Source organism: Vibrio sp. 10N.261.51.C6, assembly GCF_041471785.1.
GTDB lineage: Bacteria > Pseudomonadota > Gammaproteobacteria > Enterobacterales > Vibrionaceae > Vibrio > Vibrio crassostreae_C.
In genome coordinates, this window is the sequence record NZ_JBFRPB010000097.1 from 1 (window position 1) to 14794 (window position 14794).

General features: G+C 44.1%; 14 protein-coding genes and 1 pseudogene. 6 read left to right on the forward strand and 9 right to left on the reverse strand.

What is annotated here, in order from left to right; translation table 11 throughout:
- Positions 1–62 precede the first annotated feature (62 nt).
- Positions 63–1910, reverse strand: a complete 1848-nt coding sequence (locus AB4375_RS20895; protein ID WP_372052454.1) for a M3 family metallopeptidase — start codon at positions 1908–1910, stop codon at positions 63–65.
- Positions 1911–2007: 97 nt separating this feature from the next.
- Here AB4375_RS20895 and AB4375_RS20900 point away from each other — a divergent pair.
- The 4 genes and pseudogenes from AB4375_RS20900 to dbpA all read left to right on the forward strand — a co-directional run.
- A pseudogene (locus AB4375_RS20900) lies at positions 2008–2121 on the forward strand (phosphate ABC transporter substrate-binding protein); the annotation flags it as partial.
- Between the two features lie 210 nt (positions 2122–2331).
- Positions 2332–2919 carry a hypothetical protein gene (locus AB4375_RS20905; protein WP_017071598.1) on the forward strand — a complete coding sequence of 196 codons (588 nt, stop codon included), beginning with the start codon at positions 2332–2334 and terminating at the stop codon, positions 2917–2919.
- 217 nt (positions 2920–3136) lie between these two features.
- On the forward strand, positions 3137–4045 hold the full coding sequence (locus AB4375_RS20910; RefSeq protein ID WP_017064347.1) for an aldo/keto reductase family oxidoreductase: 909 nt from the start codon (positions 3137–3139) through the stop codon (positions 4043–4045).
- Between the two features lie 148 nt (positions 4046–4193).
- Complete coding sequence (gene dbpA, locus AB4375_RS20915) at positions 4194–5573, forward strand: ATP-dependent RNA helicase DbpA (protein WP_017064348.1); 1380 nt, start codon at positions 4194–4196, stop codon at positions 5571–5573.
- 140 nt (positions 5574–5713) lie between these two features.
- Here the strand turns inward: dbpA and AB4375_RS20920 are convergent, their stop codons facing one another.
- Positions 5714–5887 carry a hypothetical protein gene (locus tag AB4375_RS20920; RefSeq protein WP_017059478.1) on the reverse strand — a complete coding sequence of 58 codons (174 nt, stop codon included), beginning with the start codon at positions 5885–5887 and terminating at the stop codon, positions 5714–5716.
- Positions 5888–6190: 303 nt separating this feature from the next.
- Here AB4375_RS20920 and AB4375_RS20925 point away from each other — a divergent pair, with 303 nt between their 5' ends.
- Positions 6191–7027 (forward strand): DUF6279 family lipoprotein, encoded by an 837-nt coding sequence (locus tag AB4375_RS20925; protein WP_017059479.1) that lies wholly within the window; start codon positions 6191–6193, stop codon positions 7025–7027.
- Between the two features lie 72 nt (positions 7028–7099).
- Here the strand turns inward: AB4375_RS20925 and AB4375_RS20930 are convergent, their stop codons facing one another.
- The 4 genes from AB4375_RS20930 to AB4375_RS20945 form a co-directional block, all read right to left on the reverse strand.
- Positions 7100–7723: a PolC-type DNA polymerase III gene (locus AB4375_RS20930; protein ID WP_017068401.1), complete on the reverse strand. Its 624-nt coding sequence runs from the start codon at positions 7721–7723 to the stop codon at positions 7100–7102.
- A gap of 70 nt (positions 7724–7793) precedes the next feature.
- A complete protein-coding gene (locus tag AB4375_RS20935) occupies positions 7794–8195 on the reverse strand; it encodes a PPC domain-containing DNA-binding protein (protein WP_017059481.1) in 402 nt (133 codons plus the stop codon).
- A gap of 133 nt (positions 8196–8328) precedes the next feature.
- The gene (locus AB4375_RS20940; protein ID WP_017064352.1) at positions 8329–9525 is read right to left on the reverse strand and encodes a DEAD/DEAH box helicase; all 1197 of its coding nucleotides are present in this window, start codon (positions 9523–9525) and stop codon (positions 8329–8331) included.
- Positions 9526–9721: 196 nt separating this feature from the next.
- Entirely contained in the window at positions 9722–11353 is a 1632-nt protein-coding gene (locus tag AB4375_RS20945) for an NAD(P)/FAD-dependent oxidoreductase (protein ID WP_017068402.1), read from the reverse strand.
- 254 nt (positions 11354–11607) lie between these two features.
- On the opposite strand from AB4375_RS20945, the gene fdxA reads away from it, so the two are divergent.
- Positions 11608–11931, forward strand: a complete 324-nt coding sequence (fdxA, locus tag AB4375_RS20950; RefSeq protein WP_004737806.1) for a ferredoxin FdxA — start codon at positions 11608–11610, stop codon at positions 11929–11931.
- 97 nt (positions 11932–12028) lie between these two features.
- Here fdxA and AB4375_RS20955 read toward each other — a convergent pair whose 3' ends face one another.
- The 3 genes from AB4375_RS20955 to AB4375_RS20965 all read right to left on the reverse strand — a co-directional run bounded on the left by AB4375_RS20955 (position 12029) and on the right by AB4375_RS20965 (position 14510).
- Positions 12029–12763 (reverse strand): RNA methyltransferase, encoded by a 735-nt coding sequence (locus AB4375_RS20955; protein ID WP_017067486.1) that lies wholly within the window; start codon positions 12761–12763, stop codon positions 12029–12031.
- A 175-nt stretch (positions 12764–12938) separates the two neighbouring features.
- Positions 12939–13991, reverse strand: a complete 1053-nt coding sequence (locus AB4375_RS20960) for an aldo/keto reductase (protein ID WP_032545660.1) — start codon at positions 13989–13991, stop codon at positions 12939–12941.
- 372 nt (positions 13992–14363) lie between these two features.
- Positions 14364–14510, reverse strand: a complete 147-nt coding sequence (locus tag AB4375_RS20965) for a hypothetical protein (protein WP_017068404.1) — start codon at positions 14508–14510, stop codon at positions 14364–14366.
- Between the last annotated feature and the right edge of the window lie 284 nt (positions 14511–14794).

Consider the following 14794-nt stretch of genomic DNA (forward strand, 5'->3'; position numbering starts at 1 on the left):
ACCTCCCTCGGTAATCACATCACTACTCATTTTTGCCTTTTTCATTAGCATTAAAACTCAATCTATCGACCGTATTGCTCAATAATAAAGTGCTCAAAATCATCACACATTTGGTCATTCGACTTTGCATTATTCGCTAATTCAGTTGCTCCATCAACGATCGATACCTTCGCATTCAAATCCGCGACTGGTGCACGTGCTCTTGTCGACAGCTGTTTGATTTTTTGCTCCTCAATCGCCCAAGCCTCCTCTGGCGATAAGTTACACTCGTCAGCGAGATATTTGGCATTAAAACCTTCCCCAGTCAGGCTTTCGATTGTACCGTTATGGTTCACGCTATTGCCTTTATGCCAATAGTGTTTCGCCAACAAAGGCCCGATCTCTGGGTTATCTGTTAAGTAACCAAACTTGTCGGTGAAATAAGCTCGTGTTTGATACACCGCCATATGAGCCAATAGATAACCTTGGTATGAGCAAGATGCTTCATCAGACAATAAGTGAGGGATCGCCATTAGTGGACGAGGGCTGCAAGACAATCCAAGAATTGCCTTTTCACTGCTACGAGCAAGTGCCGTGATTTTTTCAGGCGTGAGGTCTTCATCAGCTAATTCGTACAGGGCTCGCTCGAAATATGGAACCACAAGAATGCTGCGTTCTTGGTAAGCTCGGAAGGGCTGTTTATTGTCGATGATGGCTTTAATTAGATCATCTGGCACAGGTTGCCCGTCCGCATTTAGAGCGTACTGTTTTAGCCAGTCAGCGTCATTTAACAAGCTGTCGCAGAACATGGATTGTGTTTCAGCATAAGCCATCGAAGTCGGCGCAAACTCTTGAGAGAAACAAGGGGCGTTCATTTTTACATTAGCAAAATGCGCCGCGTGACCACCTTCGTGAAATAGTGTGTTAATCCCATCATAGCCACTGCCTATTTGATCGGGCTTAGCGTTGCTAGTGAAATTAACTTGGGCCGCAACCCAAGCATCTTGGTCATAGAAAGAAGGGATAGGGCCATGGCAGAAGCCATTAGGGTATTTTCCTTTGCGATCAAGTAAATCGAGTTTCAATGTCGCTTGAGAGTATTCAATGTTGAGGCGACCAAAAGACTCTATCCAGCGTCTTAATGATTTTGAGAACGGAACATACGGGTCAAGATCATTCATAACGTCACCTGCAAAAGAGTAGGTAAAGTTATGGGCTTGAAGTGCATTCTCGCCTTTCTGCTCTGCCAAATTGGCTAGGCTTTGCTGATGGCTATCACGCGTGCGTGCTTCGAAGTCATCCAGAATCGTAAACAGTTGTTCTGTCGTCATCTGTTCGGTTTTTACCACCGAGTAATCAAAGAAGGTTTTAAACCCCAGTGATTGAGCAAATTGGTTACGTTTTTTGATCAGCTCAATAAAGCCGTTAACCAGCAGCCATTGCTCTAAATCTAATAATGCTTGATGTGCAGAAAGCCTAACTTGTTCATTACCATTACTTCTAACGGCTGAACCTAAAACGGGCAGCGATCCTTCTGTTTCATCACCTGTTTCATTTACGTAAGTCATTACATGATTCTGTTTTTTCTCAAACAGTTCAGCCTCAAACTTTATGAGATCGGATTTAAGCTTCTGTGACTGCTCAGACTCAATAGCGTGAGATCTAAAGGTCGCCAACCAACCATTCAAGCCTGTCAGCGTACTCTCTTTTTCGAGAGGATCTTGAATTTCATCAATAGCAGCGAGTTGCGTTTCGATAGCAGTAATCTGTTCGGCAGAGCTTAGAAATTCCGTCCACTGAGTCTGTGCGAGTGTCGAACCATCGTGGTCGTCACTGATACCCATATATGTATCCCAAAAGAAGTCTTCTTTCGCTTTATGAGTCGCAAGATACTTTTGATTCAATTGGTTGAGATAGTTCGTTGCAGTCATGACATTCCTTGAAATTTAACCAGTAATTTCAACATTATGACACATTCATTGAATGTATTTTGTGATGTTAAGTATAACGGCATAGAAGTTACCTTTTCATCAAGTCGTTTTGAACCAATACGGCTTCATCAGCTTGCCGCCAGAAGCTATTCAACGTAACAAAGTCAGATTGTCGCTTGAAGAGCCTGCTATTGAAGGTGGCTACAAGTAATGGGTATGTCATGTTGTAACTGTTGTGGGACAGTGATATTCTCTCTTTCGTAATGGTTCTCAACGTGACGGATTACGTTATTCGGTGATGAAATTATCTAGCGGGCATGTATGCCCGTTTTTTTTCGCCTAAAATTTGCGACTCGAGCAGTTGTTTGTCGTTTGGTCACGTATAATGGACACTTCATATAGCGCTAAATAAGCCCAGTCGATGAAAATCTTTCAAGTTCTAATCTTGCCTCTAATGCTGTCCCTCAATGCTATTTCATTTTCAGCGCAAGCAACCGAAAGCTGGTGGCTAAGAACAGTATTTAACAGCAGCCCAAGTCTGCCGAATTCTCAAAACTATATTAATGATATCGAGTTGATGGATTGTGGTGAGATCGAAGGTACTTTGTTGTGCAGTGACTTAACCCAATATTACGACCTGGATGTGTATGTTGAACTGGAGTTGGGGGACTCAAGTGTCGAAACGGTTCGCTTAAACCTGCCATATTCGGACCTAAGTTACACAAAGCTTCAGGCATACCTTCGCCAAGATGGCTTTGCTCTCAGTTCAATTCGTATTGGTGAAGATGAATTCGATGTTACAGCTCAACTCGAACAAGCTCGAAATGAAGGTGTTGGTTTCGATAAGGTGGATAAACAGCTGGTCGAATTCATCAACGCGCCTCACGGTTCAGCAGAGCAACTGAGTGTGTGGAATGTGCCTAGCTTATCTTCTTCTAGCTCTACTTCTCCTTGGATTCAGTTACAGAGTGATGGTGACAACTTAACGGTTGAACTTAATCGTTTTTAATTGCTCAAATTTATAGATAGTTTCGTTATTTATTAGGCTAAACAAGCCTTTCAGGAGAACGGCTCGCGGGCAGACAGCAAGTTATAATTCATTTAAGTGTTCGTTTTTCTGCGGCTCTCACATTTTTAATAAGCGTTTAGCTTTGCCATTTGTTATACGTTGAGCCTTCGGTAAAACGAGATTAGGATACGTTCAGTATTGATAAAGGAGACAACCCATGGTTGCAAGAGTAACGATAGCGCCACAAGGCCCAGAACTTTCTGAGCTGGTGCAAGGATACTGGCGTACAGCAGAGTGGGGCATGACCCCGCAACAACGCCTGACTTTCCTGAAGCAACATATTGATCTTGGCATCACAACTGTTGATCACGCGGATATTTACGGTAACTACCAATGTGAAAAGTTGTTTGGTGAGGCTTTAGCGCTTGAACCAAGCCTTCGTGATGATATTCAAATCGTCACCAAGTGCGATATCAACCTATGTGGTGACCACACTCCAGATCGTAAGATCAATCACTATGACACCAGCGCGCAGCATATTTACCAATCAGTAAATAACTCATTAGAGCACTTAGGTGTTAACGATATCGATGTATTGTTGATTCACCGCCCTGACGTGTTAATGGATGCCGATGAAGTAGCAGAAGCGTTCGCAGAGCTACACAAAGTAGGTAAAGTTAAGCACTTCGGTGTTTCTAACTTTTCACCGCGTCAGTTCGAACTGCTTCAATCTCGACTCGGTAAGCCGTTAGTGACCAACCAAGTTGAAATCAACCCATTGAACTTCGAAGTGGCTCATGATGGCACGCTAGATCAACTGCAGATGAACCGCATTCGCCCGATGGCGTGGTCTTGTCTCGGTGGTGGTAGCATCTTCAGTGGTGATTCAGCGCAAGCGGTTCGCGTTCGTGATGAGCTAGAGGCGATTCGTCAAGAAGTCGGTGCAGACAGCATTGATCAAGTGATTTACGCTTGGGTTCGTCGTTTACCATCTAGTCCAATTGCAATTATTGGTTCTGGTAAGATTGAGCGTGTGAAGACGGCCGTTGATGCACTGAAAATCGAGCTGACGCGCGAACAGTGGTATCGCGTATGGGTGGCATCTAAAGGTCACGGTGTGCCATAGAAAGCAATTCGTATAGAAGTTAAAGCCAGCTAACAAAGCTGGCTTTTTTGTGTTCGCCTAACATGTTTCTCCAAAACTGTGATTAAGGTGGAATAATTTTCAAAAACACTCATAATGCACTCTGTTTTTCACCAGTTGGATATTTCCATTGAGCACTTCAAAATTCTCTTCAATCGCCCTTAAACCAGAGCTTCTAAACACGTTAGATTCTCTTGGTTATACTGAAATGACGCCTATCCAAGCGTTAAGTCTTCCTACTATCCTAAATGGCAAGGACGTTATCGGTCAGGGTAAAACGGGTTCAGGTAAAACAGCTGCTTTCGGTTTAGGCGTGCTGCAGAACCTACGCGTTAAGCGTTTCCGTGTTCAGTCTTTAGTGTTATGTCCGACTCGTGAGCTTGCAGACCAAGTAGCAAAAGAGATTCGTACTCTTGCTCGTGGTATTCACAACATTAAAGTGCTGACACTATGTGGCGGTATGCCAATGGGCCCACAGATTGGTTCACTAGAGCATGGCGCACACATTCTTGTGGGCACACCTGGTCGTATTCTTGATCACCTAGAGAAAGGCCGCATTGACCTGTCTGAGCTGAACACACTTGTGTTAGATGAAGCGGATCGCATGCTAGAGATGGGTTTCCAAGACGCTTTGGATGCTGTGATTGAAGCGGCGCCAAAAGAACGCCAAACTCTGCTATTCAGTGCGACTTTCCCTAAACAGATCAAATCTGTTGCAGACCGCATTATGCGCAATCCAGAAATGGTGAAGGTTGAATCAACACACGATCACTCAAGCATCCAACAACACTTCTACAAGTTAGAAGGTTCTGAAGCTCGTGATGACGCTCTAGAGTTGCTGTTACTTCATCACCAACCGGAGTCTGCGGTTGTGTTCTGTAACACTAAGAAAGAAGTGCAGAACGTAAACGATGAGCTAAGCCACCGCGGTTTCAGTGTTATCGAACTTCATGGTGACATGGAACAGCGTGAACGTGACCAAGCTTTGGTTCAGTTCTCAAACAAAACCATCTCGATTCTAGTGGCGACAGACGTTGCGGCTCGCGGTCTTGATGTTGATAACCTAGATGCTGTGTTCAACTTTGAATTGTCTCGCGACCCTGAAGTTCACGTACACCGTATTGGTCGTACTGGCCGTGCAGGAAGCAAAGGCGTAGCGATCAGCTTCTTTAGCGAAAAAGAGATGTACCGTGTTGCTCAAATTGATGAGTACATGGACATGCCAATCGAGCCATCTGAACTGCCAGCAAAACCAATTGCTAAGCCGTACTACTCAAACATGGTTACCATCCAAATTGATGGCGGTAAGAAAGCTAAGCTTCGTGCTGGTGATATTCTTGGCGCACTGACGGGCCAAGGCGGCATTGATGGTAAATCAGTAGGTAAGATCAATCTGTTTGCAATGCGTGCTTACGTAGCGGTAGAAAGATCTGTGGCTAAAAAAGCACTGAACAAAATCGAATCAGGTAAAATGAAGGGTCGTCAATTCCGCGCCCGAATCCTGAAGTAATTCGAGACTGAATCCCTTTGCTGCGATATGTCTAATTAACGACATTGCTAATTAATGGCATTGCAGTAAAGGGTGTTCCACAAAATGCCACTTAAGTTTCTTATCTTAGGTTTATCGACCTAGTGCTCTATACCAAAGCATTATTCATCGGGTCTTATCGAATAAAGATCGTTGATATGTTTTCCTTCGCTAAGATACCAAGTCATCGCTTCCTGTCGATTGTCAACCAATATCGTGATTGTGGTTATTGAACCATCATCAAAATAACAAAGCTCATATTCTAAATCGCTTGGATGATCAGGAATAGCGGCCATAGCTTCCCTCCCAAATATCAATCATTTTAAATACGTCAACCCAACTCATTTATAGGGCTCGTATCACGTCAAATGAGTAATAAAATCAAGTTACATCACTGCCATTAATTATTTTTAGTTTAATCATTTGCCTAAATAGCTAGATTAGCAAGTTTGGGTCTCAATTTATCTCAAAGTTTTTACGACCACTGTTTATTAAGACTACTTTTATAAGAGCTAGAATTAGCGTTATAAAAACTGGGCTAACCTTAAAGGGATGAGTTAATCGGTTTGTGGCTTTGTTGAATGTCGTGAGAGGGTAGAATGAGAAAGTGCCGGTGGTTAGTTTTAGTGATCTGTTTTCTATTTACTGGGTGCGGGACCAAGTTCGCCTATAACAATATAGGTTGGTTTGTCGTTAGCTATATAGAAGATTTTGTTTCCCTCTCAAATAGCCAAGAATCAGAGCTTGAAGAGCGATTAGATATATTACAAAAATGGCATAAAGAAACTCAGCTACCTCTGTACATCTCGCAATTAGAAGCGATTCAAAACGTAGATCGGTCGGATATGAATCCCGCTTTTATTGTGGGCCAAAGTGAACAAACGAAAGAGCATATTCGCACAATCGTCAATAAGTTCGCTCCAGATATTTACGCCTTGAGTATGCAGCTTAGCCCTAAGCAAGACAGGGAGTTTTTAAAGAACTTTCGTGAAAAGCAGCAAGACTATTATGAAGAAAGGTTGTCGTTGAACGATGCCGATTCGAGAGAGCGATACCGAAGCAGAATAGAAGAGCGCGCAGAACGGTGGTTAGGTTCAGTATCGAAAGAACAAAAACAGATTATTTTGGCTTGGTCTAAAGAGTGGGTAAATACCAATAGCAGTTGGCGACAATATCAAAACAACACCTATCAAGAGCTAACGACGCTGATGGCAAAGAAGAGCGATCTGCATATTGCTCAGCCGATTATCATGAAGTTGCTTTTAAACAATGAAGCTTATTATCCTGATGAACTTGAGTCACAACTCAACCAAAATATGGAAACATCAGCCAAGTTTTTAGTAGATATCGCCGCGACCAGCAGTAACAAGCAGTGGGCGTATTTTATGAATGAATTAGAAAGCCTCAAAGGAACGTTGAAGTCATTGCAAGAGTAGAGCGTCCCTTTTAAAGGCTAGCGGTTATTGTCGAGCTAGCCTTTCATCCCACTTTAAGGTGAATTTCGGAACCTAACCCCTGTTGCTCATCAGTAGTTTTGGAATCGAACCTTTGGCTGTCCTAGATATTTTCTGCATCAGTTGAAAGCTTGGCTGTTGAATGCCGTGATCACTTTGCAATTCATCAATCATCAATAACCACAACCTTGCTGTCATTTCTGAATCGGCTAACGCTCTGTGGAAAGTACCGTCGTTGTCGATATTTTTGAAACGCACAAGGTCGCCTAGCTTATGAGTTGGTGCGTCTTGGATTAGACGACGAGCTATCAACATTGAGCAAGCGAACTGTCCATTGTAATCGCGACCAATATTATCTAATTCCGCATCAAGAAAGCGCTTATCAAATGAGGCATTGTGAGCGACAAGTTGGCTGTCTTGAATGAAGTCTGCAAACTCATCCATCACTTCACTACAACTGGCCGCTGTGCTTAACATACGGTTACTGATTCCGGTATAACCTTCAATGAATCCACTCACACGAAATCCCGGGTTCATGAGCTGCTGGAAGGTGTCGACGACTTCGCCGTTAACGAGTTTAACCGCACCGATCTCAATCGCTCGGTCGCCCATATTTGGTGATAAGCCTGTGGTCTCGAAATCGAGAACGATAACGGAATCTGCGGAGTTTGGAGCCATCGTGTTTCCTAATTGCTGTTTGGTAGTATCGCTTTGTATGGGGCGTTTGGTGTTGCTATGGGTAAATCAGTTATTTGCTATTGCTGATAGTAAGTTCAGTGTAACCCGTCGAATCGTCATGCTCTCTGTTGAAGGTCAAGGTATCGTAGCGGTGAACAATCAATTCAGCCGTGGTCGCGATAATCGTCCCTTCAAGCAAATGCCCACCAATTACATTGCCATTCTCATCAGCAACGGAGATATGAATATGCTGGTGGTTTGGGGTTAGCGTTGCCATCACCGACACAATTTCGAACGGAGCTTGAACTAGCTTGGTGTTGTTGGCATTAGCTAAGCGAATATTGAGTTGAGAAACACATCCGACACAAGACGCAATAGAGCCCGCGGAGATATTGTGCGCTGTCACTAGCCTCTGGATCTCTAGCTTTAGGTCTTGGCCGCGGGTTAATCTCGTTGCGATAGGAGTGATCATCTTATTGCCTCAACGTTATATGTATTTCAAAGAACAAAACGAAGCCACATAGGGCTTCGTTTTATTTTCATTTTGGCTAACGCGACTTTTCTTTTGGTTAATGCAACTTTGCATTTTCTGTCGCTGAAATTACTTAGTCTTGTTGCTGTTCTCTTTTCTTCTTAGGAACGAAGTTCAATACTGAGATTGGCACTTCTTTGCGTGGTTCGAAACCTTCAACAACGCGACGTTCAATCAAGTGACCCAGACGCTTTTCAATAATGCACAGGTTTTTGAAGTTATCTTTTGATAGGAAAGAGATCGCTTCGCCAGATGCATCAGCACGGCCTGTACGACCAATACGGTGAACATAATCATCTGCTGGGAATGGCATGTCGTAGTTCACTACGCGGCTTAGGTTGTCGATATCGATACCACGAGCAGCAACACCCGTCGCGACTAAGTATTTTAGGCGACCTTTCTTAAAGTCAGCCAAGATTTTTTCACGAATCGCTTGGCTACGTCCACTGTGGAAAGCTTCCGCTTGAATACCACGTTTCTCAAGTTGAGCAACCAACTTAGCCGCGCCGTGCTTGGTTTCGATAAAGATAAGCGCTTGGTCCCAGTTACCTTCGGTAATCATGTGGCTCAATAGTGCTGACTTACGGTCTTTATCTACGGTAACTAACCATTGCTCAATGTTCGCTTTAGACGCATCTGTCTTGGCAATCGAAATCTCTTCCGCTTCGCTGATAGCACTTTTCGCTAGCGCGCGCACTGGCGTTGAAAGCGTTGCTGAGAACAGTAGATTTTGGATGTCTTGTGGTAGACGCGCGATGATCTTGTTGATGTCTTCAATGAAACCCATGTCTAGCATGCGGTCAGCTTCATCTAGAACCAGAACTTCCACTTCATCAAAGTGAACGGCACGTTGTCCGTACATGTCGATCAAACGACCTGGTGTTGCCACAAGAATATCCACGCCTTCAATAAGACGATCTTTCTGGTGTTGGTAAGACACACCACCGTACATCGCTAGTGATGTTAGGTTTAGGAACTTCGCGTACTTAGTGATGTTCTGTTCAACCTGAACTGCCAGCTCACGCGTTGGTGTCAGGATAACTGCGCGGATACGTTTTTTACGCTGCGTTTCACCTTTGCTTAGCATTTCTAAGATAGGGAGAACAAAGCTCGCAGTTTTACCTGTACCTGTTTGTGCTGCAGCAATAAGGTTCTTACCAGAAAGAACAATCGGAATTGCTTTTTCTTGAATAGAGGTTGGCTTTTCATAGCCTTGTTTTGCAACGGCTTTAACAATAGGTGAGCTTAATCCAAGCTTGGAAAATGGCATAAGTTTCTCGGTATGATTTGGCTAAATAGCGATGGAAAGGTTCAACAATCTTATATGAGGATAAGATTAATGGCTGCATTCTACCATGTTGCTTGTGTACCGCTAGTAACATGCACATAAAAAAATCCAGTGTCGACAAGACACTGGATTTTCAGTTTTGGGTGTTCGCTATTTAGCTTGGGTTTATCGAAAGCGTTTAAGCGATCTCAATCTTCTCAGCTTGGTTCTGCTCTACCATTGACAGTGCAAGTGCTTCCGCAACCTTAATACCATCGATACCAGCAGACAGGATGCCGCCTGCGTAGCCTGCGCCTTCACCTGCAGGGAAGAAGCCCTTAAGGTTGATGCTTTGGTAGTCTTTACCACGCTTGATACATACAGGAGAAGACGTACGAGTCTCAACACCTGTTAGTAGGCCGTCTGGTGTAGAGAAACCTTTGATTTTTTTCTCGAACGCTGGGATTGCTTCACGAATCGCTTCGATAGCAAAATCAGGCAGCGCTTTTGAAATGTCTGTTAGATGGATACCCGGTGTGAAAGACGGTTGTACTTCACCGATTGCACTTGGATCGCGACCTTTCAGGAAGTCACCGATTTTCTGTGCAGGTGCATCGTAGTTTTCGCCGCCAAGAACATAAGCACCGCTTTCTAGTTCACGTTGTAAACGGATACCAGCCAGTGCGTCACCTGGGTAATCGCGTTCTGGGTCGATACCAACTACGATCGCGCTGTTTGCGTTACGCTCTGCACGAGAGTATTGGCTCATGCCGTTTGTTACTACGCGGCCTTCTTCAGACGTTGCAGCAACCACAGTACCACCTGGGCACATACAGAAGCTGTATACAGTGCGGCCATTCTTACAGTGGTGAACCAGCTTGTAGTCCGCCGCACCTAGAATTGGGTTGCCTGCGTTTTTACCGAAACGAGCTTCATCGATCATCGATTGCTTGTGTTCGATACGGAAACCAACAGAGAAAGGCTTCGCTTCCATGTAAACGCCACGATCGTACAGCATTTCAAACGTGTCACGAGCACTGTGGCCAACAGCCAATACCACGTGACGAGATTTGATCTCTTCACCGTTAGAAAGCGTTAGGCCAGTGATTTGACCGTCTTCCATGTGAACGTCGTCTACACGAGTGCTGAAGCGGATTTCGCCACCTAGTTCAATGATAGAAGCACGCATCTTTTCGATCATGGTAACCAGTTTGAAGGTACCGATGTGCGGCTTGCTTACGTATAGAATTTCTTCTGGTGCGCCAGCTGCAACGAACTCTTCGATTACTTTACGGCCGTAGTGTTTTGGATCTTTAACTTGGCTGTACAGCTTACCGTCAGAGAAGGTACCTGCACCGCCTTCACCAAACTGCACGTTTGACTCTGTGTTCAGTGTACGTTTACGCCAGAAACCAAAGGTATCTTTTGTACGTTCACGAACTTCTTTACCACGTTCAACGATGATTGGGTTGAAGCCCATTTGAGCAAGTACTAGGCCAGCGAACAGACCACAAGGGCCAAAACCGATAACCACAGGGCGCTCAGTTTGGTTCTCAACCGCTTTAGCAACAAACTTGTACTCCATATCAGGAGTCACTTTTACGTGCGGGTCGCTGATGAATTGTTCTAACAACTCAGCTTCGTTTTCAACGAGAACATCAAGCGTGTAGATAAGTAAGATCTTTGATTTCTTACGAGCATCGTAGCCACGTTTAAAGATATTAAAAGAGAGTACCTGATCAGAGTTAATACCAAGTTTCGCTTCAATAGCGTCTTGAATAGCAGACTCTTCATGGTCTAGTGGGAGTTTAATTTCGGTTAAACGTATCATTTCGATGTCTCGTTTTTTATAGGTGTCTTAGCTAGATCGTTTATTAGTACAGAGTTTGATGAAAACGCTGATGCTCAAAGAAACGATAAGCTCACAATGGCGCGCATTTTACGAGAAATTGATTTATCTGTCATACTAATTTGGAAACATGGAGCAAATAGACACGATATTAGAGCCGTATGATGTTGAATTTTGCTTTGGGATGAGTATTATCCCCATTCTTCAATTTTGACTAACTTATAGAGCAGAGCATCATGGCATTTGTCGTAGGCGATAATTGTATTCAATGTAAATACACAGACTGTGTGGCAGTGTGCCCCGCAGATGCGTTCCATGAAGGCCCAAATTTCATGGTAATCAACCCAATCGAATGTATTGATTGTGGTTTATGTGTACCTGAATGTGATGCTCAAGCGATCTTCCAAGAAGATGAACTGCCTGAAGATCAAAAGATTTTCATTGAAGTGAACGCAGAACTTGCTGAGATTTGGCCTGTGCAAACAGAAGTAAAACCAGCGATGGATGATGCGGAAAAGTGGAATGGTGTGCCTGATAAGTTGGCAATGCTAGAAAAGTAATTGTTGAAAAGAACTTAGATAAAAAGGCGTACTGATTTAATCAATACGCCTTTTTTAATATTTGAACATTGTCGACTGGATCGTTAGCTTATGAGACCTAGCTGTGCTGACGACGCATGTTGTCGAGAATGATGCCAGTCGCCATTGCCACGTTCAAAGACTCTGCGCCACCGAATGCTGGAATCGTAATCTTATCTGTCACGTATTTAGCGGCGTGTTCACGGATGCCGTGAGACTCACTGCCCATCAATAAAATGCCGTTAGCAGTAAACTCAGTCTTATGAACACTTTCGCCTTCTAAGAAAGCACCGTAAACCGGTAGGTTCGCTTGCTCTAAGTAAGCTGGTAAGTCTGTTTGGCTTACGTGTACGCGGCCAAAGCTGCCCATAGTCGCGCTGATCGTTTTAGGGTTGTATGGGTCTGCGCAATCGCTGCTCGCAACGATATGCTTGATGCCGTACCAGTCTGCTACGCGAATAATTGTACCTAGGTTGCCAGGGTCTGAAACGCCATCAAGCGCAATCATCAGTCCTGTTGCTTCTGGTAGTTCAAACGTTGGGATCTCAACAACCGCAATCGCTGCGTTGTTACTGACCAAAGTGCTCGCTTTGGTTAGATCATCCAGCGAGGCTTCAACACAATCAAACTCAATCAGTGAAGCATGATTTTCAGATAAGAAATCAGCGGTAGCAAAGACATTCTTCACCACTAAGTCACTATTGAACAGCTCAAGAACGTTCTTTTCACCTTGAACTAGAAACAGGCCGTGGGCTTTACGTTGTTTCTTTTGACCCAAAGCACGAAGGAGTTTTAATTGGTTTTTTGAAATCATGTTTTTATCCTAGATATAAGCCCGCGCATTATAGAGCAAAGGTTAGCGAACCAAAAGCGTGATGACTCAATGCGATCTACATAAAAAGCAAAAGCAACTCACTTAAAAAAGAAAAGCGCACTAAATAGCGCGCTCTTATGGGATTTACTCACCTAAGTTAAGCTGAACTGACAGCCTAATACGGAGCAGGGTAGCGCTTAAAGACTGTGTTGATATCAGTCAGGATCTCTTCTGATAACGGTTTACTGAAAGCGGCTACGTTCTCTTTTAGCTGCTCCATGGTCGTTGCACCAATGATAGTGGACGTCACCCCATCAACTTGATTACACCAAGCCAATGCCAGTTGGCTTGGAGTGAACCCGTGAGCATTCGCCACTTCAACATAGCCTTTAACCGCTTCATTGGCAGATTCAGTATCACGAAAAATGCCTTTACGTTGCATGTAAGTCCAACGGCTGCCTTCCGGTCTTGCGCCATCGATGTACTTTCCACTCAACATGCCTGCAGCTAAAGGTGACCATGGCAGGTAAGCGACATCTTCATGCACACAGTTCTCAATCAGATATGGCCAGTCTTTTGCGTGCAGCAAGCTAAATTCATTCTGAATCGAAACCATACGTGGCAAATCGTGTTTTTCACTCAGCTTGAGGTATGTGTTAATGCCCCAAGTAGAATCATCTGAAAGCCCGACATGGCGAATTTTCCCCGCCTTAATGCAGCTTGCCAGTGCTTGTAGGATTTCCAACATCTCAGCTTCATGCTGCTTTCGGTCAATATCACTGAATCGAATGTGATTCGGGAAATGCTTACCAAAGTGAGGCGTTGTACGATTTGGCCAATGAAGTTGGTAAAGGTCGATATAGTCTGTTTGTAGGCGTTTTAATGATGCGTCAACGGCTGCGATCACCGCTTCACCCGTTATCGGGCCGCCATCTCGAACCCAAGGAAGCCCTGGCCCGGCAATTTTGCTCGCAATGATCAACTCTTGTCGACGCTGTGGGTTACGCGATAACCAGTTACCAATGATCGCTTCTGTTTTTCCGTAGGTATCTGGAGAAGGTGGAACCGCGTACATCTCTGCAGTATCGATAAAGTTAATACCTTGGCTTAATGCGTATTCGATCTGTTGGTCGGCTTGCTGCTGCGTATTTTGTAGCCCCCAAGTCATGCTGCCAAGACAGATACGGGAAACGGGAATTTGACTACTTCCTAGCTTTGAATATTCCATTGAATTCGGGGTTCCTGTGGTTAGGTTCTCTGGTACTCGCATTATAGTTTTGAAAAGAGGGCGAGTGAGGAATGAAAACGAATATGAATTATTAGCACAAAATGACACGACAAGGTATGGCATCGGGGAGTTTAGTGAGTCATTTCTCAGCGCTGCAAGCTAGTGTGTGCAATGCGTGAAAATACATTCGCGAGAAACTATGAGCCAATTGGTGATCGAGAAGTGAAGAACAACAAGCAATGAGCGAAGGTTTAATGTTCAGCTTGTTTGGGAGTGGGGGAGAGGAGAACAGATCAAAAATAAAAAAAGCTCTACCGGATAGAGCGTAGAGCTTTTTTATAGGGGTCTTAATAGTGCTAGGTATTCATTGAGTTACGAGGTCGCGTTTGTGTCTAATCCACCCTGGATCTGCGCCTGTCTTAGAGCTTCCTGCCTTTGAACTTCTTTCTCAGTTAATACTGGTTGAAGTGTTTCCTCAGAGGCTTGAGGAGAGAAAATGAAATATTTATTAATCGTCATAACAGTGTCTCCGTGTAACGTATGACAGATTTTGCATCAAGGATAAACTGTGATCATCATCCACTTTGTACTTTTTTTGGGCTGAGAGCGAAGGGCGTAGAATGCGTACAAAGCGATCGCTTATCATCCGTATGCAATATTGGAACTGACGAAACCCTCTGTTTTTAAGTATAGGAAGCTCCTCTAATTTCGTACAATAATGATTTAGAGCAATTACATAGATGGTCAGGGGCGTAAGATGAAAAACCTCGCTGCTGACTCTGTGTTGTGATCACCAAGCGATT